This window comes from Croceitalea marina, from assembly GCF_042684265.1.
Taxonomy (GTDB): Bacteria; Bacteroidota; Bacteroidia; order Flavobacteriales; family Flavobacteriaceae; genus Croceitalea; species Croceitalea marina.
Map to the genome: position 1 here is coordinate 376,063 of NZ_JBHULB010000006.1, position 25,870 is coordinate 401,932.

Consider the following 25,870-nt stretch of genomic DNA (forward strand, 5'->3'; position numbering starts at 1 on the left):
AAAGTTCGTTTTGTTTTTGCCTGGCTTCTTTTTGGGTAAATGAAGTCCATCACATCCCAATAAAAAAATACTCCTTTTGAGGGAAACCCTAATACTATATTAACGGAATACTATGCATAATCATTTTCATTGCGTAAGAAATTAGGTAGGTTATATCATAGCGGAGACTATTGGATATTTATTTAAATGTTGAATACTGTTTTGATACAATTTCAATGTAAATATCAAGGTGAGCAAGTAATTTAGGGTTGATAAAAGGTTGATTTTATCATTTTGTGTTGGTGACAAATCACTTGTTTTATGCTTTAACCCCTAAACAAGCGAATCATTTTTTACCTTTTTGATATTTTGACTAAATATCGGTTCATACATATGCCTGCTGATAATTCAATAGTGCAGAAATCAAGATTGTATTGATTGTGTCACATTGTCCGGTATACCATACCTTAAAAAAACTTTGGAGTAAGAGGTGGTATAACGATACCTATATGCCTTTATATCTAGGTGTAGGTAATTGCGGTATCGCCCTTCTGCTTTGTAGAATTGGGGTGATACCCCATAATACCATCATTACACTTGCTACAAACCAAACCATGCTCTTGACCATCATGAGTACCGAGGTGCGTGTGTATCTTAATGATTTCACCATCCATATCAAAACGTCGTATGGTTTCCTCTAAATCTGAAAAAAAACAGTCAAAATAGACCCACTCCCTGCAATCACGACCCCAAGCCTGACCCCGAAAACGGACTTTAACCTTTTTACGAATAAGGTCTTTTTCCAGTCTGTTCAGGTGCTTACAGGTCATTGAAAATTAAAAGTTGAATTTTCTTCATTTTATTTTTGTTACAGGGTTAGCTGCCAGGTGCTCGCAGCTCTATTTCCAAGGCTCTCATGTAAAATGCCCTGAACCGTTCTCTGTTATACTTGGCCCTCATAGCTGATAACACATCTGCCAGTCCTAAACTAGACCAATCCCATAGCATGGTGTTAAAATTGTACTTAAGCATCTGCTTGCCAACTTCATTTCTGATGTTTTCTATTTCCGCTATTTTAAATCCGTTTTCGACGAGTCTTTGTTCGACCATTTTTTCATTTGCAGCAGTAAACTCTGTATCTAGATACGGTTCCAAAATCCAATCCCAGTTCCAACTATGTTTTGATAAGGTGATGGTATTTCTTATTGAAAAATCCCTTAATTCCTCTTTCTTTTCTGAGGATACAAAAACTATATCACCGGCAACATGAATTTTGCACACTCCAAATTCAATACAAATTGATTCCATTTCAATAGCGGAAAATACTTTTTGCGGATAAGCCACTGAAGGTTCAAAGGGATATTTGGTTAATGTAATAGTGGTTTCTTGAATATCTGATTGTCCTATACCGCAGAGTAACCTTTTCGTTGTATTCGCCTTCTAATGATTTGGATTTAAAGAGCGTGGCGGCAATGCGCACATGACCAATTATTATGGCTATTAATACTAAAGGTAGTCTTAAATTTTAAACGTTGCACAAAGAAGGGCATAAACCTTTCACTTGTCACATCTAAAGGTATACGCCATTAAACTTTGAAGGCAATAAAGAAAAGGGAAAATGAAATAAAATGAACAACCATAATGAACTTTAAAGATATATGTTAACCCAAATCGTCATGCTTCCATTCAAACTCAAAGTCAAACAATTCTTTTGGATGTAGTTTTAATGCCCCTGCCAACTCGATAATTGTATGAAAGCTAATATTTGTTTTACCGTGCTCGATTTTGCTGATATAACTGTTGTCAATTTCACATTCCTTCTCCAACATTCTTAGGCTAAGATTTCTTTGCTTGCGAAGTTCCTTAAGTCTTTTACCAAATAATACCAAAATTTCTCTTTTCAATCTTTCTTTCATCCTAAAATGATTTCAATTTTGGAATATGCTTTTTTTAGCATAAAAAAATGCGGTAATATTTTACCGCATTATGATATTTCATTATATTAGTATCCGATTTAATATTTTTGCGATTCTTCGTATAGAACATATTTGAAGTCATCGCTTAGAGTCTCTACTAGAAAACTGGTAATTTTTGCAGAGAGATGATAAGTAGATTGGCTCACGACCCGGGCGTGAGCTCTCTTATCTCTGCACGGTATACCAGTACCTCTAGTGGGTAAGTTGAGTTTCACGCCCAACTTTTCTTAGCGCTTTTTGAAATTGATTTGTACGTATTTCGCCAAACCATTAAAGGTTAAAATGGCAACTAAATACACAGTGCTTTTAATATCAGGTACGATACCGCTGCTAACATTTCGATACAGGAATGAGGCAACGGTATTCGATGTCCTCTTTAAAAAGAAGCCAAAAGGTCCGATTTGATCCTTGATTGTAGTTATGGGTATTTTCTACGACATTAATCTCCGGTTGACGACACTCCTTTTCCCATAGCCGACGATAGCGTACTTCATGGTAACCGGCCATACAGGGCATTATAGCCATCACAATTTTAATTTTTCCAGATCCAAGCGCGCAATGACTTGGAACGGATAACCCTTGCATAAAAAGAACAGGGCCTGTTATGCCTTTTGACTTGAAAAGGGTACACAGCGGAAAACATAGACCGCCATACCTCTTTTTGGTAATACCGGGCTATAAAACCAATAACTAACGAAACACATTGAATTATGAAGAAACATCCAACTTTAAACAATCCCCTTACCCTTATGCTTATCGGGTACGCACTGCTCTCCCCATTATTTTGCCATAAAGTGGAGGGCCGAGCTACCAACACACCACCCAACGTCGGATATGGGGAAGCGCAGCAGAGTACCATTTCGGGAACGATTACCGATGTCAACGGCCTGCCCCTTGGTGGGGTGACCATCTTGGTGGGTCAGACTGATGATGGCACAATTTCAACCATGGATGGCACATACAGTATTGCTGCTGAACCCGATGGTGAACTTCTCTTTTCAGCAATTGGTTTTGAAACCCTTACAATTGCCATCAACGGCAAACAGGTGATAAATGTGACGCTACAGGAGGCAATCACCCAGTTGGACGAGGTGATACTGAACGCTGGCTATTACACGGTCACCGAGAAAGAACGTACCGGTAATATTGCTACCATCAAGGCAAAGACCATGGAAAAACAACCGGTGAGCAATCCATTATCAGCCATGCAGGGGCGTTTATCCGGCGTTGACATCGTCCAGAACACGGGTGTTCCCGGTGGTGGTTTCGATGTTGAAATACGGGGCCGGAATTTTATTGATGGGGCCTCAGATCCCTTTTACATTGTTGATGGCGTTCCATTCAGCTCACAAAGCCTGGGCTCATCGAACGTTTCGGGGCAAATACTTGGGGGAAACATCAGCCCTTTAAATGCCCTAAATCCGAATGATATTGAAAGCATCGAGGTGTTAAAAGACGCTGATGCCACAGCAATTTATGGTTCTAGGGCGGCAAACGGCGTTGTGCTTATCACCACCAAAAAGGGGAAAACCGGAAAAACACGGTTTGACGCCCATTTCAGTACTTCTTTGGGGAGTGTATCCAATTTCATAGAGCTGCTCAACACCGAACAGTATTTGGAAATACGCCGGGAAGGAATCGAAAATGATGGTTTCGGTGAGTTTTTAGAGGATCCCTCATTCGATTTTGTTTGGCCAGATGTTAAATCATGGGATAATGACCGCCAAACAGATTGGCAAAAAAAGCTTATTGGCGGAACAGCTTACAGAAACAATGCTCAGGTCTCGGTTTCGGGAGGTGGTTCAAACACGCAGTTTTTGGTCAGTGGAGCGTACAATAAAGAAACCACAGTATTTCTTGGGGACGCTAACTACAAAAAAGCTACCCTTCACAGCAACCTGAACCACAGCTCTACCGACAAACGTTTCAAATTGAATCTTTCCACCAGCCTCACCAATGAAAGAAATATGCTTCCAAGAACGGACTTTACGAATAGGGCCTATACGCTAGAACCCAATGCTCCCGAACTATTGGATGATGAAGGGAATATCAATTGGGAAAACAATACATGGGACAATCCGTTGGCCTCACTGGAAGAACAATTTGGGGTGACGACCAATACGCTGATTACAAATGCACTGGTATCCTATAAAATCAGACCCAACCTAGAAATTAAAACCAGCTTGGGCTTTAACAGTTATCGGTTGGATTCTTATCGAACCCTACCCAGTTCGGCAAGAAACCCCAGTCTGGGGTTAACCCCTCAAAACTATGCCTCACTGACTACCAATGGCTCCAAAAGGAACTCATGGATCGTGGAACCACAGCTGCATTGGAAGAACCAATGGAACTGGATGAAGATGGACTTCTTGATCGGAACGACCTTTCAAGAAGAGAACACGGAACAGTTCATACAAAGGGGTACGGGCTTTCCCAATGATGAACTTTTACAGAATTTGACGGCTGCCAACACTTTAGAGGTGCTGCAGGATTCCGACAGCGAGTATAAGTACAATGCCCTATTTGGACGCTTGAACCTAAAATTCTGGGATAAATATATCCTTAACCTAACCGGGCGCAGGGATGGATCTTCCCGATTCGGACCGGGAAAACAGTTCGGAAATTTTGGTGCCATAGGTCTGGCATGGTTATTCTCGGAGGAAAATGGCCTTAAAGGAAGCTCCATATTAAGCTATGGGAAATTACGGGGTAGTTTTGGCGCCACCGGAAGCGACAACATTGGAGATTATAGGTTTTTAGATACGTACAACATTACCGGGTTCGACTATAACGGTACTATAATTCTGGAACCAACGGGTATTTTCAATCCCCTCTTTGGCTGGGAGGCCAATAAAAAACTGGAAGCCGCTCTGGAACTCGGTTTCTTTAAGGACCGCCTCTTGATCAATACCTCATGGTACAGGAATCGCTCATCGAACCAATTGATCGGAATCCCATTGGCAGCTACGACGGGTTTTCCCGAACTGACGGGAAATTTTGATGCCACTGTGGAAAATTCGGGATTTGAAGTGGACATTCGTACCGTAAATTTCAAAGCAAAGAACTTCACTTGGTCAACAACTTTAAATCTAACGGTTCCCCGAAACAGACTTGTTGCTTTCGATGGATTGGAATCCTCCACCTTTGCCAATCGCTTCATTATAGGTGAGCCCTTAACCATTGTGAGACTTTACAATGCCCTGGGCGTAAACGAAGAAACGGGCATTTATGAGTTTGAGGATTACAATGGGGATGGAACCATCAGCAGTTTAGAGGATAGGCAATGGGTAGAAGATTTTGGACCCCGATTGTTTGGAGGTCTGGGCAATAGCATCAGTTACCGGAACTTAACTTTAAATTTCTTTCTACAGTTTAAAAAACAACTGGCATTCAATGAATTGAGATTTGGTGCCACTCCGGGGTTTCGAGGCAACTCCAGTACGTTGCTTTTGGATAGATGGCAACAGCCCGGAGACGAAAGCCCGATACAAAGAGCCTCTGGGGGCTTGGCATTCGAGGAGGATACGGGTTCATTTCAAGAAAGCAGCAATGCTGCCGTCTCCGATGCCTCATTTATACGATTGCGTGATATTTCAATCAATTATAAAGTACCTGACCTTAAAATTGGGCTCGACCTCAACGTATACGTACAAGGGCAAAACCTCTTGACCTTTACCAACTACAGGGGTCCTGACCCAGAACAACCCTCAAACACCACATTACCCCAGTTACGACAGATTACTCTCGGAATTCAATTAGGCTTTTAACCAAAATCTTGAAAAATGACATACAGAACAAAAAACACCATCGGCAACCCACCACGTACCAAAAATTGGTTTGAACGTATATTCAACTCCCCCAATATTACTTTTCTGTTTTTAACACTTGGGCTTTTCAGTTGTTCCGACTTTGTAGACGTAGGACCACCAAAGAATTTTTTGGTGTCAGAAACTGTATTTGACGATCCAGCGACGGTTGAATCTGCCTTGGCCAGTATCTATTTTAAAATGCGGGAACAAGGTATGGTTTCTGGAAATTTTGGGGTGACCACAGGTTTGGGCATCTATAGCGACGAATTGGACTACTATGGGTTCGATGCCGGATACTCACAATTATACCTCCATAACGTTTTGCCAGGCAATGATGTTATCACTGGGTGGTGGGGCCAGGCCTACAACATCATCTATAGTGCCAACGATATCATAAAAGGCATCGAGAATTCAACTGACCTGACCGCAGCGGAAAAAGACCTGTTCAAAGGACAGGCATTGTTTGTTCGTTGCTATATGCACAGCCTTTTGGTCATGTTATATGGCGATGTGCCCTACATCACCACAACCGATTATTTAGAAAATAACGTTGTGGTGCGCGACCCAGAGACAACTGTTGTAAATACTATCATATCAGACCTTATTACGGCGGTAGACCTGCTTGAGGGAACTGGACAGAATTCCGCAGAACGGGTGCTTCCCGACGAATGGGCCGCCAAGGCCTTATTGTCAAGAATGTATCTATGGACAGGAAATTGGGAAGAGGCCACATTCTTAGCGTCTGAACTCATCAATACTTTTATATTGGAAGCGAACCTCGGCAATGTCTTCCTAAAAGAATCCTCGGAAACCATATGGCAACTGAGGGACGGGGAGAACCCAAAGAATACACAAATAGCGAACCAATTGGTCATCAGGTTCATTCCAGGACAGACCTACAGTTTGACCGATAACCTATCGTCGGCCTTTGAAGAAGGTGACCTACGTAAGACCCAATGGACCGATACCATTTCTGATACGGACAACACCGTTACCCTAAGGTTTGCCCATAAATACAAGGCTACCCTGAATGAAACGGAATCTTTGGAATACTCCATTCTATTCCGCTTGGCGGAACAATACTTGATACGTGCGGAAGCCAGGGCACGAACAGGTGATATTCCTGGGGGTTTACAAGACTTGAATATCATCAGAAATAGGGCGGGATTGCCTGACACTTCCTTTGCCACCGCAGATGAACTCGTGAACGCCATACTTCAAGAGCGGCGTGTCGAACTTTTTACCGAGCAAGGATTACGTTGGTTTGACCTCAAAAGAACGGCTACAGCAGTAGAAGCACTAGGGGATTTAAAGATGAACTGGAAGCCAACAAATGTACTGCTTCCCATTCCTGAAACAGAACTTGAGACCAACCCCAATCTCTTACCGCAGAACCCCGGATATTAATGGATTCTGCATGGCACCAACATTTTGCAAAATCAGGAGCATATTACTTCCCCTTCTCGCTTCAAAATAAATTCAACATCATGAAGAACGTCATTATAAGTTGCTTTTTCTTTCTGTATGCCTTGGCGTACCCGTCCAAAGGTGTTATGCTAACCAAGGGAGACGCCAAAACCTTGGAATCGATTGACAGCAAGACTTTTTTAACCACTTTCATTGAAGGGGACCAACTTTATTTACAGGTTCCCGAACACCTGCTTGAAAAGCCCATGCTCTTCGTTCGTTACGAAGAAAAGTATATGCGCAAATATATGCAGGTGGTCTGGTCACGGCATAGGAACAACCTGATCTTAAAGTCTCAGAGCGTTCGATCCACATCAGGAATAATCATACCCTTTAAAAGAAAACTTCCTTTACTGGACAACATTCTGGCCGTATTTCCGCTGGAAAACAAAAATGAAAACCAAAGTGGCCATTGCATAAATATCACGAAGCTTGTATTGGGAATGGATATCGAATGGCCCCAATGGCCCTCTGGTTTTACAGGTAGTCCCATTCCCCAGATTTCCTTGCTTCTTGGCTCCAAGGACTTTGACCGCGAGGTCATCATCAAAACCCGGCGTGGTGTCATTAGGGACGGATCTAAAATCTCCTTCCCCATTTATTTCGGATTCTGTGCCTTAGGGAAACCCATGAAAGCAAGACGCTACGATTATCGCATGGGGTTTTGGAACGAAGAGGTGTTCGGTATCGATTTTGGGATTGATAACGATGGCACCAAAAACGATATTGCCAATATTTCCCGTTGGCGCCTTGAAAAGAAATACAGCGACCAAAAATTAAGTGTGCCGATAAAACCCATAACGTTTCTGATGGCTCCGGAAATTCCCAAAAAGTGGAGGCCTTATATCAAGGCAGGCATAGAGGAGTGGCTTCCAGCATTTGAGGCTGCGGGATTCAAGGATGCCATCTTGGTTCGGGAGATGGATAGTCTTAGCGATTGGGAAAGGAACAGCATTAACAACAATATCGTGTATTGGTCGCAGGAAAAATATTTTAGAGGCAGCGAAAAGGAGGAATATGGAGGGAAACCATCGGATATAAAAGACTACAGAACCGGGGAGATATTAAGGTGTGATATCATTTTAGAGGCATCACGTCAAAATTATGAGGATAGGTACTTTACCAGATTGGCCCCTTTGGATAAAAGGGCACAAAAATTTCCCTTACCGGATGCGTTGTTAGGAAGGATGTACCAATGCCTAGCCGCACACGAAACGGGACATGCTTTTGGAATCATGGACAGCAACTTTGGGGAATTCAGCTATCCCGTTGAAAAGATGAACGATATCAACTGGTTGGAAACCATGGGATATACCCCAAGCATTATGAACTATACCAGGCCCAATAACATCCCACAACCAGAGGATAGCATACCGCCTTCGTTATTAATTCAAAAAGTAGGGCCAACCGATATCTACAATATCCAATGGGGTTACACGGAATTTTCAGAAGGAACGGACGAGGAAGCTGCATTGGAGCACCTTGTTCGATTGCAGGATTCCGTTCCATGGTACCGTTACAATAATGGTCAGTATGAGGTTATCGGTCCCGCCGAAACCAATGAGGTCGTTGAGACGAATGACCCTGTGAAGAGTACCCAATTGGCATTGAAGAATGTGAAGCGGGTTATTGAACTCCTACCTCAAGCATGCCATGAACAAAACGACAATGTTAGATTGGAGCGACTATATCACAAAACCTTGGAACTATGGTATAAGCATATGCGCCACGTCACCTCATTAATCGGGGGCTATCATATCCACTACAAATCCTTGAACCAACCTGGCAACATTTATACCCCCTTGGGTTTGGGGACCCAAGAAGAAGCCCTTGAATTTTTAATTGAACAAACGTTCAATCCTCCCAAATGGTTGACCAGACCAGACTTTAGCCTTCGAATTAATTATAGCAGTCATCCAGATAAAATATTGGCTTTCCAACAACAACTATTGTTCGAGCTATTACGACCCCAAAGGATGAAACGTCTAGAATATATGGAAACCCTTGAGGGTTATGACCGTTTACTTAAGAACTATCTAACAACACTACAGTCCGGAATATTTAAGGAGCTAAAGATTGGTACGGAACCTATTGACCGAAGAAAGCAGGAAATCCAAATGACCTATTTAGATAAAATGAAATCTATATTGGAACAGGAACGAATGAACATTGATTCCAACAGTAAGGCCATGGACTATACCGATTATTCAAAGGGCATATTGATGGGCCAACTAATAATCCTAAAGGAAGCTGTTGAAAACACCATGGAAAGAGAGGAAAACGTTTTTTCCAAAGGTCACTGGAAGCTTTGCCTAAAAAAAATAAACGAGATGTTATAACCATTTCACCAAGCTTTTCAAGGAAGGCTTTGAAAAGAAACCATGTGTTGGAATTCGTGCGATGACCGGACATGGCGATTTTGTTAATTTGAATTAGTTAAAAAGGTGCCTTGTTCCAAGGCACCTTTTCATTTTGACGACCAAAAGGGTTTAGCATCAGTTTTTACGCAATTCAGTAGATAATGCAGGTTCGGCGTACAATTGATACCCGTTGAACTGACATGCAATCTGACCGCCCTGTCCACATTCACTTCCTACCATGGTGGACTGCACTCCTAGAATCGGATGGTTGTAATAGGCTATTTGACTAGCCGTTTCTCCTTCCGAAGCAAAAGCAAAGCTAAAGGCCAATACAATGGCGAAAGCTGGCAACATAAATTTAATCAACTTAGTTTTCATACGATAACATTTAAATATTAATACCTACTCTTTTTTACAGGTTTTCGGCTTACCCTGTTACTACGCAGTATTCTGTTTTAGGTTGATACCGTGTCTTTTGGAACAATAGATTCCTACTAATGCAACTGCCAGTAAGACCGCATTGAAAAAGATGTGATTGTTCCATCCCAAACCGGAAAACACTCCCAGGCAAGAACAAGGGACAACATCACTAAAATTCAAGATGGATAAAAGATAAATCGTGTAAATGCTTATTAGGCCAAAACCACCCCATAGCCCTTGAAGCCTAAACTTTTTTGCGAACAATAAGAACGAAACTACAAGTTCGCAAACGAGTACCACAGAAGCCATGATTGCTGAATAGTTCCTTAAAACGGTGGGCTCTGTCAATTGGGAACTAAATTCGCGATAGTTTAACAGCTTGATGGTAGCCGCATACAAAAACAGCGCACCAAATAGCATGCTTATACCATAAGGGGTTACTTGCTTTAACTTTTGCATTTGAATCATATCATTTGTGCTGATATGATAAAAATAGCGGTCGCTATTTACTTGTGAAGGATTGTTTGATATCCAACAGGAATTGACCAGGGCAATTCATTTATCGCGTTCTTTTCTAGAGATTTTTCTTAGTTCACTGGGTGCATAACCATAGGTTTTCTTATACACCCTTGAAAAATGTGGTATACTTTTAAATCCTGTTTTATAAGCAATGGTCTTTATGGTAAAATCGGTAAACTCAATCAACATCTTTGCTTTCCGTAATCTTTCCCGTAGCAAAAAACGGTATACACTTGTTCCGAACAGCTCTTTAAAACCATATTTAAGTTTAAATTCATTGGTGCCCAATTGCAATGCGAATTCTCGCAGTGAAGGCAGATCTTTCTCAAGGTTATTGAGGATAAGATTTCTTCCCTCCCTTATTTTTCGGATATCCTCGAAACTCAGTTTTGGACGATTCTTTGTCGTCTTCAAACCTCCGGCCTCAATCGCTGTTTTCTTTTCTTTGCTGGATATGACATCCTTCTTTTGAAGCTCGTCCCGCTCGGAGCGGTCGTTTGAAAAAAGCACAACGGTAATCCAAAACCCACAAGTATCACCGCCTTTCCCCTCGCAACAACCGACATGACATGTATGAGGCAGTAAAAGTCCTTCCTTAGAAACAAAGGTGAGGTTCAACGAAGTTTCACAAAGCCCTTTCGAGGCCGCTTTCTTAAAAAACTTGACCCATACCTTTTTAGATTTCATATCGAGGAATGTATCGAAAGGTTGACCTATTAAGTCTTCTTTTAAATAGGACAATGTCAACGATGTATTCTTATTGACCCCTTTAATGACCCCCTGCAAATCCAACAGAAAATTGAGCTGTATCAAATACTTTGCAATACCGTTCGTATTGGCATATCCCTGATGTATTAGGATTTCCTGAACCTCTTCGGCCAACATGTTCAAAACAAGGGTCATGGACTCTAGGCTATCATTTTCGTTGGAACGTTCCAACCTGTAGAAAAAATTACCGCTGGCCATTTCCATCAACATTTTGTTGATTCGGTCCAGCGTTATTTTTTGCAATTTTTCCATAGTTTTTGTCACCCCTCTATAAAGTTTCACTGACCCCAGCCAACAATTTCATCTATTCATTTTCAAGAAGGAATAGTCTGGCATCCTCTGCACTAAAGAAAACTTTTGAAGGTATAGGCGGGTTAGTGATTCGCAAATAAAATTCAGATATAGCTTTTGAAATTGTTGGCTCAATGAGATAGGCTACCTTGGTAACCATAGTCGACCCTTCAATGGCGAGATAGTCCCTTGCCGGTTTATCCACTTCATAAATACCCCGTATATCGCACAAGACTTTATAGGAGAGCCCTTCTTGTAACCTTAGGCGATCTTGCACAATTCGCACTGCTGCAGGTAAATCTATGGTCACCTTTGATTTGTAAACGATATGCAAAATACTTTCTTGAATATGGTATGTGGCATATTCATTTTCTTTAAAGGAAGTCATTAAAATAGAAAACTGGTTAATACCTTAAAGTTAATAAATCATAAACTGTTAAATTGACTAAAGTTTTGATGTTTATTGATTCAAAGGGAAATAAATCTTAATCATAAAGGATTATAATTTTACTCTAAAGGATTTTAGAATGCACTAAAAAACTATTTTCCTACAAATACTATTACATTTTACTTCACAGTAAAATTTAGTGGTATGGCGAAGATCAAACATCATAACTTTTTAAACACGGTACATGAAGTATTTACGGATGCCAAGCAAGAGGGTGTCCTGCATTTATATGCCGAAGGTGATTCCTTTTCCGGAAGGAAGATAAAAGTCAAGAATCGGGACCTGTTCCATTTTGGGACTACGGGCTATCTTGGACTTGAACAAGACCAACGATTAAAAAAGGCTTCGATTCAGGCCATTGAGAATTACGGCACACAATTTCCATTATCGAAATCCTACATTTCCAACCCGTTGTACCGTGAGCTTGAGGAGCTTGTTACTGCAATGTATCAAGCACCTGTTATCATAACGAAGAACAGCACTTTAGGACATCTTGGGGTCATCCCCAGTGCCGTGGATGATAATGACGTTATCATTTTAGATCATCAGGTCCATTGGAGCGTACAAAATGCGGCCAAAATGTTAAAAACACGAAGTGTTCCCATAGAAATGATTCGGCATAACAATCTGGAAATGCTCGAGGACAAACTAAAAAAATACACCCATTCCAAAAGGCACATATGGTATATGGCCGATGGGATTTATTCGATGTATGGCGACTTCGCCCCGGTAAATGATTTAATGGAACTCGGTAAAAAATATCCACAATTACGGTTCTATTTTGATGACGTTCATGGCATGAGTTGGGTCGGAAAGAACGGAACTGGATATGTGTTGAGTAAACTGAAAGAACTACCCCCGAATGTCTTGCTTTTCGGAACCTTGAGCAAAACCTTCGGAGCCAGCGGCGCCCTATTGGCCTGTTCCGATATGGAATTATATCAAAAAATCAAGACCTTTGGTGGGCCATTGACATTTTCGGCCCAGTTAGAACCGGCATCGGTAGCTGCGGCCATCGCATCGGCCAAAATCCACTTGTCCAAAGACATCTACGAACTACAAGGGGAACTGAAAGAACGGATTGACTGTTTCAATGCATTTTTGGCAAGTACCGATCTTCCGCTTATTGACCACAATGAATCCCCTGTATTTTATATTGGGACAGGAATGCCAAAAACCGGATACAATTTTGTCAACCGGCTAATGAATGAAGGGTTCTATGTGAACCTAGGGATTTTTCCTGCCGTTCCCGTAAAGAATACAGGAGTGCGAATTACCATCTCCCGACACAATCAAAAAGAAGAAATCAAGGCATTGGTTGCCGCCATGGAATATCATTACCCTAAAGCCCTGAAAGAAACCCAGACGACCCCAGAACGTGTTTTTCATGCCTTCAACTTAGCGCCAAAGACAACCAGCGGAAATATTTCGAATGATGGTCTTCGTATTGACATTAAGAAAACCATCAAGGAAGTGGATAAAGGGTTATGGAATAGTCGAATGGCAGGTCAAGGAGCATACGACTGGGAAGGGTTAAAGTTTCTTGAAAATGTATTTCAGGATAACCATGTAAAAGAGTTCAATTGGGACTTTCGCTATGTGGTTATCAAAGATGAGCAGGACAAAATCATACTGACAACTTTCTTGACCCATGCCTTGTGGAAAGATGATATGCTGGCCAACGAAAATGTTTCACGAGCGATAGAAACGCAACGTCTAGAAGACCCCTATCATTTGACTTCGATGGTCGTTTCCATTGGGTCTTTATTCACTGAAGGAGATCACCTCTACTGGGACGGAAATCACCCAAAAGCCAACGCTGCAATCAACAATTTGATCCGCATAATGGAAGATTTGCAACGTGAGTTCGATGCAAAAATGATCGTTCTCCGTGATTTTGAAAAAGAAACACCTTGGCACCGAAACCTTCAGGGCCATGGCTTTGTACGAGTTCAAATGCCCAATTCCTGTATCGTGAACCTGACGGATGTCGTTGACCTTCAGGATTACCTAAACAAGTTATCCAGCCGAAACCGAAAACATTATCGAAAAGACATAAAACCCTATTTGGAAAAGGTTCAAGTAAAGGTCGTTCAGAAAACCACCCGGTTCGAACTAGTACAGATCAAAAAGTTGTATGGTAGTGTACACGGAAACAATCAAGGACTCAATACATTTCCCTTCCCTGAAAAACTATTTAGCGAAATGAACGTACACCCACAATGGGAATTCATTACGGTCTATCCTTTGGGCAAGCCTGAAACCATAATTGGGGTCATGCTCTGCTACAAGAATTCTGGTCAGGTATATGTACCAGCTTTCATCGGAATGGACTATGACCGGCTTCGTGATTTCAGTACCTATAGGCTCTTATTATTGATGACCATCGATCGAGCAATTGAGTTAGGCTACCAAAAAATTGATATGGGGATGACGGCTTCTTTTGAAAAGAAGAAGTTGGGAGCTCAGGTCATTGAAAAGTATGCTTATTTACAGACCGCTGACAACTATGCCTTAGAACTCCTCGGAATAATGGAAGGTCAGTGAGACATACAACGACAAATGAAATACCAAAAACTGCTTACGGAATTCGAGGCCCGACTGGAAAAATTGGAAAATGGCCAAGGGGATATTCTGTTTAAAGCCGAAAAGGGTATTGTATTAGCAGAAAAATACATTAAGAAACTACATCTGGAGATTGAGAAAAAACCCTTCACTACCCAAGAGTGTGAAATCCATTTCTTCAAACATGTAAAACCCCAAATTTTCAGTAAACTCATTTATTACGGAAAGCTCTTTAATATCGAAAGTAAGCGCCCTAGAGGCAACAACACCTCTCAAATCAAGTATTTAAAACATCAAATAGATAAGCTCCAGACCTTCTTTAACGATAATCTTGAGTTCTACAATTACTACCGTCGTGGTGCTAAATCTTTAGACGAACATTACTTTGTTCGGGGCAACCGCGACCTAAGACTTCCATTGGATTCTTTCCATTTCTTTATTGATGATCAATTTTCAACATGTCAAGATGGTACGGTTTCGACCATAATGGCCTTTGATATGCTTATCGTTTACCTACAAGGGGAAGTGGATTATTTGGACAAAATCATAGAAACACCAGAAAATATGCCTATACAAAAACCTTCAAATCTTTTTTGGACAGGGAGCAAGACCGATTTAATAGAGCTACTTTATGCACTCCATGCCAGTAGTTCAATTAATAGTGGAACTGTGGACATCAAGGAACTGGCTTCCCATTTTGAGCATTTTTATAATATTGACCTAGGAAATTACTACCATACCTTTATTGAAATAAGATCACGAAAAACCAGTAGGACCAAGTTCTTGGACAAATTAATTGAAATGCTGAACCAACGCATGGAATCTTTGGACGAATAGACGTACCATTAATACCCACCTATGACCCAACTTGGGTAATTTCCAATTATACCCTCCAGTCTCCAAAAAACCTCGAAATGCCCTTAATCTTCATTACAAATTAGAGATAATCATGTTCAAATTAAATGGTAAAAAAAATAGCCCACCTCTATCATAGCTATTGAAATAGTTCAAAAAAACCGCAACAGTTTTGTCCAACGAAAGTCAAATCAGGTCAGGGGCCGTCAAAAAAAGGTTAAACGGATGGCCCCTTTCTTTAAAACCCTTTACTATGCCAACAAGTATTATTACCACTGATGATTTAAGAGAGTTCAAAGTCGAACTGCTGGAGGATATGCGAAAGCTCCTGGCCCAACACAAGGGCAGTGGCCTAAAACGGTACCTAAAATCCAATGAGGTGATGGAATTCTTGAAAATCAGTCCGGGCACTCTGCAGAACCTGCGGATCAATGGCACCCTACCCTACTCCAAAGTAGGTGGTGTCATCTTCTATGATGCCGAGGACATCCAAAGGGTAATGGAGGAAAACCGCATCTACAATCGCTATTAGATGAACTATATCCGACATTTGAATGCGGTCTTTCAACAGTTTGCCAAGGATGGTCGTTTGAATCCTACCCATATAAGCCTGTATATGGGACTGTTCCAACTTTGGAACCAATATCATTTTTCCGAGACCTTTCATATCAATCGGGAAGAGGTGATGGAGCTCTCCAAGATCGGTTCCAAATCCACCTATCACCGTTGCATCAAGGAGTTGAGCCATTGGTGTTATTTGCTGTACACCCCTTCGCATAATCCTTTTCGGGGAAGCCGTATTAAGATGTTCGAATTTGGGACAAGTTCCGAACAAGTGCTGTACCCAAGCTCTGACCAAAATGGGACAGGTGATGGACAAGCGGTGGTACCTATAAACAAACCTATACAAACCTTAAAAAACAAGCTAAACAGAAATAAACCTGAAAATTTTGAAACTTCTAAACCAAAAAACGGGAAGAAACCTGCTGCCACTGTCCCGATACGAGACAACTTGAAAACCACCAAAGAAAAGGATTATGGTGAGCCCCTGTAAAATCAAGGAAGGTGCCGTGGAATATTCCATCGGAAAATTTGACGGGCGCACGGTGGTCTATGATTTTCCGAAAATCTTGATCTATCTCAATGCCAAAGGGAAACTGCTTTTTGGAAAAGATTTCAAGATTTATGATGAAGATCATGACATTCTTTTAAAACTCTCCCATTACTATATCAGGGACTTTGAAAACTGTAAAAAACACGGTATTGAACCTGATAAGGGCTTATTGCTTTCCGGCCCGGTAGGCTGTGGGAAGACGAGTCTGATGAAACTCTTGCGCCATATCGTGCCCCACCAACGGCCTTACCAGATTATCCCCTCCCGGAATGTGGTCTTTGCTTTTAACCATATCGGGTATCGCACCATTGAGGATTACGGTAATGGCCCATTCTTTTGTTTTGATGACTTGGGGGTGGAACCGATGGGCAGGCATTTTGGAAAGGACTGTAATGTGCTGGGGGAAATCCTGCTCTCCCGTCATGAGCTTTTTATAAAGCATGGTATCAAGACGCATGCTACTACGAACCTGAATGCGCAGGAGCTGGAGGAGTTGTATGGGAACCGTGTCAGAAGCAGGATGCGGGAGCTGTTCAATTTGGTGGCTTTTGATGGGAGGAGTGGGGATAAGAGACAATAGTTGCTTATTTTTGAATAAAGAAGTTACAGCCTTGGTATACCTGGACAATAGTTCTACCACACCCATAGATTCCAAAGTTTTGGAGACAATGATGCCATTTCTGAAAGAGCAATATGCCAATGCTTCAAGCAATCATGGATTTGGCCATCAAGCCAAGGATGCAATAAAAAAATCAAGAGAACAAATTGGTTCCTTAGTTGGGTCAGAGCAGCACGAAATCATATTTACTTCGGGAGCTACTGAAGCTATCAATCTTGCTATCAAAGGTGTATTGGAATCTTATCAAAGTAAAGGAAAACATATCATTACGGTTAAGACGGAACATAGTGCAGTTCTGGATGTCTGTTTATTCTTAGAAACCAAAGGATTTGAAATTACCTATCTAGGAGTTGACAGAGAAGGTCTTATCGATTTGCAGGAATTGAGAAATGCTTTAAGAGAGGATACCATTTTGGTTTCTGTCATGCTGGCAAATAATGAGACCGGGGTGATTCAACCAATTAAGAAAATTGCTGATTTGACCCATAAGACAGGAGCCCTTTTTATGACGGATGCTACCCAAGCTTTTGGAAAAATACCGATTGATGTAGATACCGTAGGAATAGATATCATGGCTTTTTCTGGACACAAAATTTATGGCCCTAAAGGAATAGGGGGACTTTTTGTTAGGCAACGAAGACCCAATAAGGTCAAACTTGTCCCTTTGATTCACGGTGGAGGACATGAACGTGGTATGCGTAGCGGCACTTCCAATGTTCCGGGGATAGTGGGGCTTGGCATGGCTGCTGAGATTGCCGCTCGAGATATGGAAAAGGACAAAGAAGCTATTGAAAAACTGAGAAATGAACTAGAAGAAGAATTACTGAAAATCCCGGATACAAAACTAAATGGTAACAAAATCAATCGTCTTTACAACATTTGCAGTGTTTGTTTTAGCGGAGCCGATGCCGATGCCATTATGATGGGTTTGAAGTCAATTATTGTTTCGAATGGTTCAGCTTGCACTTCTACTAAGATTGAACCTTCCCATGTGTTGATAGCCATGGGACTTTCAGAACAGGAAGCTTATTCGACCATTCGTTTTAGCCTTGGTCGTTTTACAAATAGGGAGGAAATCAAAACCACTATTGAAAAAGTTCGGTCGGTGGTTGAAGAACTTAGGGCTATGAGTACTTAGTATGTGTTGGATAACTCCTGAATATTTTTCCACGGACCTAGTATTTCCCTAGGCTGTTGAACATTGTATTGGTTTTTTCCACGTACTTCCAAAAAACCAAGTTTACCTAATCCCTCATCTTGCAAATAACAATCAAGTAACTTTCTTGAGATTCTCTTATTCATAGGACGCCCTTTCGAAAAATGCTCTACACTATGCCCCATAAGCTTCACGCCCAAAGCCTGCTCCAATTCGTCTCGGCTAAATTTACTTTTTCCAGGAAGGAATTCTTTGATGAAAAAGTGCCATGCCTCTGCATTGATAGGACTTTTGGTCAATTGATGATGCATATACCACTGGGTAACCAAAGTATCTAGTTTTGAATCGTTATTAAAGATAATTTCGCCATTCGCAGTAAGTTCCTTGCCTTTTAAGATACCTGTTTTTTGAAGCCAAGCTTTGTATCGATTGGTGAAAGGTGCTTTAAATCCAAATGGTTTAGCTATATCTTCAGCACTCGATGAAGGACTATCGATGAGTGTTTTAAGCACTCCAGCCATATAACTTCTGTTTAGCCCGAAACTTCCATGGAAGAAAACTGACATGACATTAGGTTTAATTGATTATTACAAATAAAAATAGGAATTAAAAAAATTGAATAGATTAAATCTTAACTTAATAAACCTTTTCAACTAAACAAATGGAAAGGTTATGTTTTGAAATTACCAGTATTCGCTGTCAAAATTTCTCTAACCTCAAAAACTGAAATTAGAGCTTTGATAATGAATCATTTAATTTAATTACTCTTTCGTCTTGGTTATTCTTGGGAGGCCAAATCCTTAGATTAAGGTCATAATAAAATATTTTTCGGGATTTACTTGTGAAAGGATATCTTTCGATGTTGAAGAAATCAATGCCCTTTGCTTTTTTCAAAAAGCTCTGGTATGTGTTTACGTCATCTCTTTTATCTGTTGATACATTGGATAGGATTTCTGCCAGTAGAATTAACAAAGCTTGATACCCTACTGTTGTGTGCAATATGTTTTGAGGTTTAGTGACATTGCTAGGGAATTCCCAAAGACTGTTGCCATTAGCATCCTGAAATGTTCTTCTTACTGCTTCAAAATAGGAAAACATGATATCAGCGATTTTATCATCTTCATTCCGGGCATAATATTTTCTAAAAATATGACTGTCATTTCCACCTTTTAATAATTCTTTTCTTGACCTAAAACGATCATTTTCAGCTTCTCTAATATTAACGGATATACGATCAATAATGGATTTGACCATCATTGATTGGGTCAGAGGTGGACTTTGGTTAATTGCGTAAGATCCTCCATGTAATTTCACCCTATTGTAAAAGGGTGAGTTTTCATAACTATTCAAAGAAAGTGTGATTTGGAGAGCTGTTTTTTGTGGAGAATCACCAGTACTCAATCCGAAAAGCTCATAAACAAGGCTTTGTGGAACGCTTTTTTGGGTTCTGTTTATGGTTGAAAAAATCATAGCTTGAAATTCTAGCGTAGGATCCACGAAAAAGGAAACCATTAACTCAATCTCTTTGAGCTCTTTTAATCTTTTGCTAAAATGGGATAATCTATTTTCTATAGAATTATTTTGCGCACCTCCTCGTAAAACATCTCTAAGACTTTTTATCTGCTGCTCTAGACGCCAAATCGCTTGTTCAATTCCTTTGATACGGTGTTGACCATCAATAATGGTCAAATGTACGTCCCCTTCAGGTTTTGCAACCTCATCAAATACCACCCTATTTAGCGTTAGAGAAACCATATCACCTTCTTCATCTAAGTGTTCAATCACAGCCCCAGGCACTGCCAATACAATGTTTGTAGGAAAAGTGGCGTCAGGGTCATTAATCAAAAAATCTGCAATCTTATCAACTCTTGACTTCTCAGTCTTCCTTTGGATTTCCTTATTATAAATTGGGAAATTGTTGTCATCGTAATTTACGATTAACCGTTCGGTGTATCTTGTGAATTTAAGAATCTGTCCAATGGTAAAAACACCAATCAAGAACTCTTGATTGTTCTGTTTGACCTTTTGCGTCTTAATTACATTATCTACCTTCATCATACTTCCACTTATTGGGTCTGACCATATTTTTCTTGCCATCTATTTTTGTTATCCACAATTGGGCCCTTAAGTTCTTTGTAAAAAGTCTTTTGAAAAAAATCATCTCTGATTATGAACATATATCGACCTATATATATTGAAACTATCAATATTATTACAGTAATTACCACGAAGAAATAATAACTCCAATTGTTGTCTGGCATAATAAAGAATACTTGAGTGAAATACAGAATCCCACCTGTCAAAATCAGAACGTTTTTGTAGATATCCAGCCGACTTCTTAGGTGGTACATGCGCACGCTGATTTTATCCTTTTCTTGTTTGTCCTCTTCATCCTTGCTTTTGACGGTAGAACCAATCTTTTGAAATTTAATAAGGTAGCTAGACATACTGAATAGTATGTTAATACCTAGTAACGAAATACTACCATTGAAAACCAGTGTTTCCCAATTTTTTATTTTTGAGGGAATGAAAAAATACATCATTAGAGGAAAACCAATAACAATCAAGGGGAATAGAACATTATTTAGAAACCATTGACTGTGTTCTTCGTTATTAGCAACTTTGCAATCTGATATTATTCTTTTTTGTTCTGCTGTGAAGATGAGGCTGCTGAGTCTTTTTAGTATTTTTTTAAACATACAAATTAGATTGTTTCATTAATGATTATCTCCATCAATTTATCCGAAGTAAAATGCCCATTCATATTAGTACACAATAAAGTAAATCCTAATTCAGCATATGCTTGAATAATATCCCTGAATTTTTCCTGCGCCTCTTTGTTATCGGCTAAAACATCAAAACTATTATTGGCTTCTACTGCTACCATGTTAAGAAAAGGCTTTTGGATATCATCGTCAAAAGCTCCCCAGTGTATTTCACCTTGTCTCTCAGGACCTAAACTGGAAGGTATTAGGTTTGGCGCATGCTTGTACCCTAAAGTCACACACCAGAAATACATATCCGATTTTTTTGGAAAAAGTTTTTTGTCTCCACAATTCTCATTGTATATCTCAAAGGCCTGCTTACTTGTGTAAAGCCTGAAATCGTTATGCATGGTTCAATTCTTTGCTTATTATACTTGAATGCTGTTTTTCCTTTTGAAATTCTATCCAATAGCGTTTCCCAACCTTTTCTTTTAATTTTTTGGGCAAATCATGGGCTACACTGCCATCTTTAAGAATTACTATAGCCTGATTAAATACCTTCGTGAAACCATTTAAAGCTGATTCCATGGCGCTTTCACCAATTTCAGAAGTAGGGGCGTCCATAACTAATGGATACTCTTCTTTCCATATTTCACGAGCAATACGTGTCAGCGCAGAGATGAAAGAAAGTACCAGTAGTATGGAATGCCCGGTGTTCATAATGGACCTACTAGGGTTGCCCTCCTTATCATATATTTCAAAATACATCTCATCTGGATCAAGGTTGATACGATCATAGTTTAGCTTATCATACACAAGTAAATCCCAATGCTCCTGAGTATAACTTTCTAGGTCTCTATAGATTGCTTTTTCATATTGTTTCTTGAGATTTCGCGCTTCCCTCAAAGATTTTTCCGCTAGGTTCAGTTTAATAGCAGGGAGTTTACTTTTTTTAATTTTCTTTTCATATTCCGTCAACTCTTTTTCAATGCTTTCAAGCTCTTTCCTTTTGGTTAAAATTAGTTCTTTGGTCTCCTTAATTTTGTTGTTGGTATTTATTAGTTCTTTATGAGCTTCATCTTGTTTGTTTTGCAACTCTTCCAGCGTTTCATCAATATCTCCAATCCTTTTTTTGTAGTTCTCAATGAGTTCATTTTTCGTATGTATTTCTGCTTGAAAGCCTTGGGCTTTGGTCGACTGTTCTTTGATATCAATAGGATAGCACTCTAACAAATTGTTTAATCGGTCAAAGTTGCTGGCTATGGCTTCAATTTGACCAATAAGGTGATCATACGAATTGATTTCTTTTAGTCGTTCAATAAGTTGGTATTCCCGAGAACCTTCTTCAACTTCACGGCCACAGATACATCTTAGGTCGTGAAGTATCTTTTTTATTACTGAGGATTTAATATCGGGTGGATAAGTGCCAGAATTAACGGCTTCCTGGTACCGCTTTTGGGTTTTTTCAATCAAGTCTTGGATAAGCAAGCTTCCCCAATGTCGAGTTACTTGTTTCCTTTGGTCTTCAAATAGTTGATCGAGTTGTTTTCCTATCTGCTTTATTTGGTTTTCTTCTATCTCAATTTTACCCTTAAGTTCTAAGGCGTCACGGTCTTTCTTTATGCGATCCCGATAATATTGATATTCATCCTTTTTCTTTTGTTCAACAGTTTCTAACTGGGCAAGTGTTTCTTGGTAATCATTATTAACCTTGATAGCATTTTCTTTCCTACTGAGCGCATCTTCGATTTGGCGTTTAATTTCTTCTTCTGCATCTTCAGCTAGCTCTCTTCTCAATTCATCCTTTATTTTCTCTAGATGCAACACGCACCGTTTGAAAAGGGCGACTTTGGACAATTCATTAAGGGCCTCTTGAAACTTTGATTTCCCCTGTAATTTCACCAGTTCCGTTCGGTTCTCACCTCTCAACAAAAAGTAATTGGAAAGTGAAGGTGGAAACAATTTTTCTACTTCGTTAATAGCTGCTTCTCCTTCATAAATCTTACTTGTGCCGTCTGCTGCGCTTCTTCTTTCAAGATTTAATTCAGAATGTCGTTTAAAGGTCCATTTTTTCTTGCTATAAAACCCTGTCTGCGAACGAGAGGCGATATATTTGTTTCCATTATCATCAAGGAACTCTATTTGAATACTCATCTCGATGTGTTCGCCCTCATTCGAGAGGTCAAGTGTAGCCCCTTTGTTAAACATGTAAACTGTGTTGGGATCTGGAGATTCAATCAATTCATTCTTATCACCATCCCAATACTGATCGAATAAACACCAATAAAAAGCGTTTAGAAAATTCGACTTCCCATGCCCCATTTGTCCTTCTAAAATAGTAATGGATTTCACGTTATCAGTAGCAAACTCAATGGTTTGCGATTCCCTATAAGATTTGAAGTTTTTTATGGTTAATCGCAATATCTTCATGTCTTGGAAGAGATTTGTTTAGCCTCACGCTCGATGATTTGTTTAATTTCCACCAATATTTTATGTGGGGTTTTGAGACTAAGTTTGTTCATTTCTGCATTAATCACGTCTCTAACAATTCTTCTTGTGGACTCTTCAACTTCTGAATCTGTAGAAAACCTAGTGAGAAGATTGGTCAATATTTCATCATACTTGCTGCTCATATCGTAAGCTGGTATTTCTCGATTGTTGGTTTAATTGGCTCTATTGCTTCAACATAGTTGATTGCATCTTCAGCAAACTCAATGTATCTGCTCATCTCTTGGCTTATAATAGCTTTGTCTACTTCCAACACACCTTGATCCTTTGGCAAATTCGGCGGAACGGCTAAAATATCATGTAGATATGCAAAACTCTTTTTGGGGTGTGTTCTGAGAACTCTTCCCCTTCTTTGAACGTACTGTCTTGGATTAGTACTACTCGCCAAAAAAATCGCTGTCTTTGTTTGTCTTATGTCAACGCCTTCGTCAAGGCATTTCATTGCTATAAGACATTGGATTTTTCCGCTATCAAAGTCTTCTAGAAGGCGTTGTCTTTCCTCTACGGTAGTTTCTCCAATGAACTTTCCAATTCTCAATCCTTTTTCAAGCCCTAAAAACCTACCATATTTATCTATGATTCGGCCATCTTCCTCCGAATCACTTCCCTCCGGACAATATACCAACGTATGTTTTACCTCACCATCCTCCTCAATGATTTTGTTGATAATCTTATCAAGGATTTCAAACTTCCCTGAGGCTCTATTCAAGATGTTTCTCCTGTCCCTTAAAAGCTTTTCCAGATAATGGTCTGATTCTTCAAATTTGTTTTGCTTTATATGTGCCCGTCTAGAGATTTTTTTAGTTAGTTCAATATAGGACTCATATTCTTCTTCATTCAACTCTACCAAATGGGGGAACAACTTGTATTGGCAAAGGAACTGCAATGAAATAGCCTGTTTCAAACCGAGTTTAAAGGTTGGTCTATCTTCGGAACTAAAAAACTCTAATAACCTCTGTGTACCTGAATCATCAAAATGTCTGTGAGGCGTTGCGGATAGACCTAATCTATTTGATATCTGATAAGGTAAGTTTTGTAACATTTGAGGAGCTCCCATTGCATGGGCTTCATCGGCGATGAGCAGACTTTGACTTGGAAATTTATCAAGAAAACCATTAAAACGGTCTGACTTATAGGAATCATAAGTGCTAATACAAACTATATGATCTATGCTTCCAAGCTTAAAAGCGTTTATGGCTCTTGTAAGATCCTGATCCCATTTGGAATGAAAAGACGAAACAACTATTACCGAGTTATAACCTACATTTTTAATTTCCTTTTTCCACTGCTCTGCTAGCGAGATTGTTGGAACAAGAACAAGAATAAAACACTTGCCCCCAAGCTTTTCTTTTAAGGCCAATGAAGCGAATAATGCTGTATAAGTCTTTCCTGTACCTGTTGCCATTTCAAAAAAGCCCTTATAGTCATCTTTTATCCAACAATCAATGGCTTCTTGCTGATAGTCCCTCGGTTGTAAGGTTGAAGAATTTGCCAAATGTCCCGACGAATTGCTAATACCTTTGCTCAAAATTTTACTCCTCAATTTGTTCAATCTAACACTAACCGAATCGGTAGAAGGGTTTTTCAGCTTTTGATCAATTAAATCCAACTCCGTACCTAGAAGTTCCTCAATGTTTGATACTGGAAAAAGATTGGATATAGTTGTTTTAATATTATCAATTGGCACAAATTCCACATACGGATTTTGACCAGTCCAAATTTTTCTAAATAAAGTATTATAATAATTTACTCGGTCCTTTTCATCTGTCCAAGATCGGTAACAACTTATAGTTTCAAGATTGTACAAAAAGGCGCTTTCGGAAAAGTTCAGCGATCCGGTAAAGGCAACCTTATCAGAATTACGATCGATAAAAATCCCAAATTTCTGATGAGCGATACCGATATTATTATCTTTTGGAACTATGGATATAATAGAGATTTTGTCTTTCGAAATAAGCCAAGATAAACAGTTGAAAAAATGACAATCTTGCTTGGATAAAGTTTTTTGAAGCGATTTGATATCCGCTACCAAGCGTTTCTCAATAATAACCCCTCTATTGGGCTGTAAGCCTTTCGAAATGGCTTCCTTGTCTTTTTCTGTAAGTATGTTGTTAATGATGAGCCTTACCTTTCCACCTTGGCTTAAAAAATAGGCAAATCCATGACTAAGGACCTTGAAACCACTGGAACTAAAAAAACCAAGTCCAAGATCAAGGAATTGACTTTCCATTAATGCCTCGATGTAGAATTCTATAGGATCATTCTCCCCTGTCGAATAAACAATTTCAAATGTAGCATCACGAAGCATTAA

The 25,870-nt window shown here is 39.9% G+C and carries 23 protein-coding genes; 9 read left to right on the plus strand and 14 right to left on the minus strand.

Annotated elements, in window-relative coordinates; genetic code table 11:
- Positions 1–500 precede the first annotated feature (500 nt).
- The 3 genes from ACFSQJ_RS03825 to ACFSQJ_RS03835 all read right to left on the minus strand — a co-directional run bounded on the left by ACFSQJ_RS03825 (position 501) and on the right by ACFSQJ_RS03835 (position 1,895).
- Positions 501–809, minus strand: a complete 309-nt coding sequence (locus ACFSQJ_RS03825; protein WP_377765696.1) for a hypothetical protein — start codon at positions 807–809, stop codon at positions 501–503.
- A gap of 46 nt (positions 810–855) precedes the next feature.
- Positions 856–1,287: a hypothetical protein gene (locus tag ACFSQJ_RS03830; protein ID WP_377765698.1), complete on the minus strand. Its 432-nt coding sequence runs from the start codon at positions 1,285–1,287 to the stop codon at positions 856–858.
- Between the two features lie 353 nt (positions 1,288–1,640).
- Entirely contained in the window at positions 1,641–1,895 is a 255-nt protein-coding gene (locus ACFSQJ_RS03835; RefSeq protein WP_377765700.1) for a helix-turn-helix domain-containing protein, read from the minus strand.
- Positions 1,896–2,665: 770 nt separating this feature from the next.
- Here ACFSQJ_RS03835 and ACFSQJ_RS03840 point away from each other — a divergent pair.
- From ACFSQJ_RS03840 to ACFSQJ_RS03850, 3 genes are all read left to right on the plus strand, one after another.
- Positions 2,666–5,722: a SusC/RagA family TonB-linked outer membrane protein gene (locus tag ACFSQJ_RS03840; RefSeq protein ID WP_377765702.1), complete on the plus strand. Its 3,057-nt coding sequence runs from the start codon at positions 2,666–2,668 to the stop codon at positions 5,720–5,722.
- A 15-nt stretch (positions 5,723–5,737) separates the two neighbouring features.
- Positions 5,738–7,171, plus strand: a complete 1,434-nt coding sequence (locus ACFSQJ_RS03845; protein ID WP_377765704.1) for a RagB/SusD family nutrient uptake outer membrane protein — start codon at positions 5,738–5,740, stop codon at positions 7,169–7,171.
- A gap of 80 nt (positions 7,172–7,251) precedes the next feature.
- A complete protein-coding gene (locus ACFSQJ_RS03850) occupies positions 7,252–9,570 on the plus strand; it encodes a zinc-dependent metalloprotease (RefSeq protein WP_377765706.1) in 2,319 nt (772 codons plus the stop codon).
- A 156-nt stretch (positions 9,571–9,726) separates the two neighbouring features.
- On the opposite strand, the gene ACFSQJ_RS03855 is transcribed toward ACFSQJ_RS03850, so the two are convergent.
- From ACFSQJ_RS03855 to ACFSQJ_RS03870, 4 genes are all read right to left on the minus strand, one after another.
- A complete protein-coding gene (locus ACFSQJ_RS03855) occupies positions 9,727–9,969 on the minus strand; it encodes a DUF6520 family protein (RefSeq protein ID WP_377765708.1) in 243 nt (80 codons plus the stop codon).
- Positions 9,970–10,029: 60 nt separating this feature from the next.
- Positions 10,030–10,470 (minus strand): MauE/DoxX family redox-associated membrane protein, encoded by a 441-nt coding sequence (locus ACFSQJ_RS03860; protein ID WP_377765710.1) that lies wholly within the window; start codon positions 10,468–10,470, stop codon positions 10,030–10,032.
- Between the two features lie 96 nt (positions 10,471–10,566).
- Positions 10,567–11,550, minus strand: a complete 984-nt coding sequence (locus ACFSQJ_RS03865) for a helix-turn-helix domain-containing protein (protein WP_377765711.1) — start codon at positions 11,548–11,550, stop codon at positions 10,567–10,569.
- A gap of 52 nt (positions 11,551–11,602) precedes the next feature.
- Positions 11,603–11,977 (minus strand): DUF7793 family protein, encoded by a 375-nt coding sequence (locus ACFSQJ_RS03870; RefSeq protein ID WP_377765713.1) that lies wholly within the window; start codon positions 11,975–11,977, stop codon positions 11,603–11,605.
- Positions 11,978–12,181: 204 nt separating this feature from the next.
- Here ACFSQJ_RS03870 and ACFSQJ_RS03875 point away from each other — a divergent pair, with 204 nt between their 5' ends.
- The 6 genes from ACFSQJ_RS03875 (at position 12,182) to ACFSQJ_RS03900 (ending at position 18,328) form a co-directional block, all read left to right on the plus strand.
- Positions 12,182–14,584 (plus strand): aminotransferase class I/II-fold pyridoxal phosphate-dependent enzyme, encoded by a 2,403-nt coding sequence (locus ACFSQJ_RS03875; RefSeq protein ID WP_377765715.1) that lies wholly within the window; start codon positions 12,182–12,184, stop codon positions 14,582–14,584.
- Positions 14,585–14,599: 15 nt separating this feature from the next.
- Complete coding sequence (locus tag ACFSQJ_RS03880) at positions 14,600–15,439, plus strand: RteC domain-containing protein (protein ID WP_377765717.1); 840 nt, start codon at positions 14,600–14,602, stop codon at positions 15,437–15,439.
- 271 nt (positions 15,440–15,710) lie between these two features.
- On the plus strand, positions 15,711–15,989 hold the full coding sequence (locus ACFSQJ_RS03885) for a helix-turn-helix domain-containing protein (protein ID WP_377765798.1): 279 nt from the start codon (positions 15,711–15,713) through the stop codon (positions 15,987–15,989).
- Positions 15,990–16,511 (plus strand): hypothetical protein, encoded by a 522-nt coding sequence (locus ACFSQJ_RS03890; RefSeq protein WP_377765719.1) that lies wholly within the window; start codon positions 15,990–15,992, stop codon positions 16,509–16,511.
- Positions 16,495–17,151 carry an ATPase gene (locus tag ACFSQJ_RS03895; protein WP_377765721.1) on the plus strand — a complete coding sequence of 219 codons (657 nt, stop codon included), beginning with the start codon at positions 16,495–16,497 and terminating at the stop codon, positions 17,149–17,151. The genes ACFSQJ_RS03890 and ACFSQJ_RS03895 overlap by 17 nt, the downstream gene beginning before the upstream one ends.
- A gap of 10 nt (positions 17,152–17,161) precedes the next feature.
- Complete coding sequence (locus ACFSQJ_RS03900; RefSeq protein WP_377765723.1) at positions 17,162–18,328, plus strand: cysteine desulfurase family protein; 1,167 nt, start codon at positions 17,162–17,164, stop codon at positions 18,326–18,328.
- Here ACFSQJ_RS03900 and ACFSQJ_RS03905 read toward each other — a convergent pair.
- From ACFSQJ_RS03905 to ACFSQJ_RS03935, 7 genes are all read right to left on the minus strand, one after another.
- Positions 18,325–18,912 carry a DUF4007 family protein gene (locus ACFSQJ_RS03905; RefSeq protein WP_377765726.1) on the minus strand — a complete coding sequence of 196 codons (588 nt, stop codon included), beginning with the start codon at positions 18,910–18,912 and terminating at the stop codon, positions 18,325–18,327. The genes ACFSQJ_RS03900 and ACFSQJ_RS03905 overlap by 4 nt on opposite strands.
- Before the next feature lie 163 nt (positions 18,913–19,075).
- Positions 19,076–20,443 (minus strand): DGQHR domain-containing protein, encoded by a 1,368-nt coding sequence (locus ACFSQJ_RS03910; protein ID WP_377765728.1) that lies wholly within the window; start codon positions 20,441–20,443, stop codon positions 19,076–19,078.
- Entirely contained in the window at positions 20,413–21,045 is a 633-nt protein-coding gene (locus ACFSQJ_RS03915) for a hypothetical protein (RefSeq protein ID WP_377765730.1), read from the minus strand. Before ACFSQJ_RS03915 ends, ACFSQJ_RS03910 begins: the two co-directional genes overlap by 31 nt.
- A 5-nt stretch (positions 21,046–21,050) precedes the next feature.
- Positions 21,051–21,461, minus strand: a complete 411-nt coding sequence (locus ACFSQJ_RS03920; RefSeq protein ID WP_377765732.1) for a hypothetical protein — start codon at positions 21,459–21,461, stop codon at positions 21,051–21,053.
- Positions 21,454–23,481, minus strand: a complete 2,028-nt coding sequence (locus ACFSQJ_RS03925; protein ID WP_377765734.1) for an AAA family ATPase — start codon at positions 23,479–23,481, stop codon at positions 21,454–21,456. The genes ACFSQJ_RS03920 and ACFSQJ_RS03925 overlap by 8 nt, the downstream gene beginning before the upstream one ends.
- Positions 23,478–23,684 carry a hypothetical protein gene (locus ACFSQJ_RS03930; protein WP_377765736.1) on the minus strand — a complete coding sequence of 69 codons (207 nt, stop codon included), beginning with the start codon at positions 23,682–23,684 and terminating at the stop codon, positions 23,478–23,480. Before ACFSQJ_RS03930 ends, ACFSQJ_RS03925 begins: the two co-directional genes overlap by 4 nt.
- Positions 23,681–25,867, minus strand: a complete 2,187-nt coding sequence (locus ACFSQJ_RS03935) for a DEAD/DEAH box helicase family protein (RefSeq protein ID WP_377765738.1) — start codon at positions 25,865–25,867, stop codon at positions 23,681–23,683. Before ACFSQJ_RS03935 ends, ACFSQJ_RS03930 begins: the two co-directional genes overlap by 4 nt.
- Positions 25,868–25,870: the final 3 nt, after the last annotated feature.

Bases quoted from the DNA above. Each gene is read 5' to 3' on its own strand.
- ACFSQJ_RS03825 (WP_377765696.1), bottom strand. From the start codon at position 809: ATGACCTGTAAGCACCTGAACAGACTGGAAAAAGACCTTATTCGTAAA.
- ACFSQJ_RS03830 (WP_377765698.1), bottom strand. From the start codon at position 1,287: ATGGAATCAATTTGTATTGAATTTGGAGTGTGCAAAATTCATGTTGCC.
- ACFSQJ_RS03835 (WP_377765700.1), bottom strand. From the start codon at position 1,895: ATGAAAGAAAGATTGAAAAGAGAAATTTTGGTATTATTTGGTAAAAGA.
- ACFSQJ_RS03840 (WP_377765702.1), top strand. From the start codon at position 2,666: ATGAAGAAACATCCAACTTTAAACAATCCCCTTACCCTTATGCTTATC.
- ACFSQJ_RS03845 (WP_377765704.1), top strand. From the start codon at position 5,738: ATGACATACAGAACAAAAAACACCATCGGCAACCCACCACGTACCAAA.
- ACFSQJ_RS03850 (WP_377765706.1), top strand. From the start codon at position 7,252: ATGAAGAACGTCATTATAAGTTGCTTTTTCTTTCTGTATGCCTTGGCG.
- ACFSQJ_RS03855 (WP_377765708.1), bottom strand. From the start codon at position 9,969: ATGAAAACTAAGTTGATTAAATTTATGTTGCCAGCTTTCGCCATTGTA.
- ACFSQJ_RS03860 (WP_377765710.1), bottom strand. From the start codon at position 10,470: ATGCAAAAGTTAAAGCAAGTAACCCCTTATGGTATAAGCATGCTATTT.
- ACFSQJ_RS03865 (WP_377765711.1), bottom strand. From the start codon at position 11,550: ATGGAAAAATTGCAAAAAATAACGCTGGACCGAATCAACAAAATGTTG.
- ACFSQJ_RS03870 (WP_377765713.1), bottom strand. From the start codon at position 11,977: ATGACTTCCTTTAAAGAAAATGAATATGCCACATACCATATTCAAGAA.
- ACFSQJ_RS03875 (WP_377765715.1), top strand. From the start codon at position 12,182: ATGGCGAAGATCAAACATCATAACTTTTTAAACACGGTACATGAAGTA.
- ACFSQJ_RS03880 (WP_377765717.1), top strand. From the start codon at position 14,600: ATGAAATACCAAAAACTGCTTACGGAATTCGAGGCCCGACTGGAAAAA.
- ACFSQJ_RS03885 (WP_377765798.1), top strand. From the start codon at position 15,711: ATGCCAACAAGTATTATTACCACTGATGATTTAAGAGAGTTCAAAGTC.
- ACFSQJ_RS03890 (WP_377765719.1), top strand. From the start codon at position 15,990: ATGAACTATATCCGACATTTGAATGCGGTCTTTCAACAGTTTGCCAAG.
- ACFSQJ_RS03895 (WP_377765721.1), top strand. From the start codon at position 16,495: ATGGTGAGCCCCTGTAAAATCAAGGAAGGTGCCGTGGAATATTCCATC.
- ACFSQJ_RS03905 (WP_377765726.1), bottom strand. From the start codon at position 18,912: ATGTCAGTTTTCTTCCATGGAAGTTTCGGGCTAAACAGAAGTTATATG.
- ACFSQJ_RS03910 (WP_377765728.1), bottom strand. From the start codon at position 20,443: ATGGCAAGAAAAATATGGTCAGACCCAATAAGTGGAAGTATGATGAAG.
- ACFSQJ_RS03915 (WP_377765730.1), bottom strand. From the start codon at position 21,045: ATGTTTAAAAAAATACTAAAAAGACTCAGCAGCCTCATCTTCACAGCA.
- ACFSQJ_RS03920 (WP_377765732.1), bottom strand. From the start codon at position 21,461: ATGCATAACGATTTCAGGCTTTACACAAGTAAGCAGGCCTTTGAGATA.
- ACFSQJ_RS03925 (WP_377765734.1), bottom strand. From the start codon at position 23,481: ATGAAGATATTGCGATTAACCATAAAAAACTTCAAATCTTATAGGGAA.
- ACFSQJ_RS03930 (WP_377765736.1), bottom strand. From the start codon at position 23,684: ATGAGCAGCAAGTATGATGAAATATTGACCAATCTTCTCACTAGGTTT.
- ACFSQJ_RS03935 (WP_377765738.1), bottom strand. From the start codon at position 25,867: ATGCTTCGTGATGCTACATTTGAAATTGTTTATTCGACAGGGGAGAAT.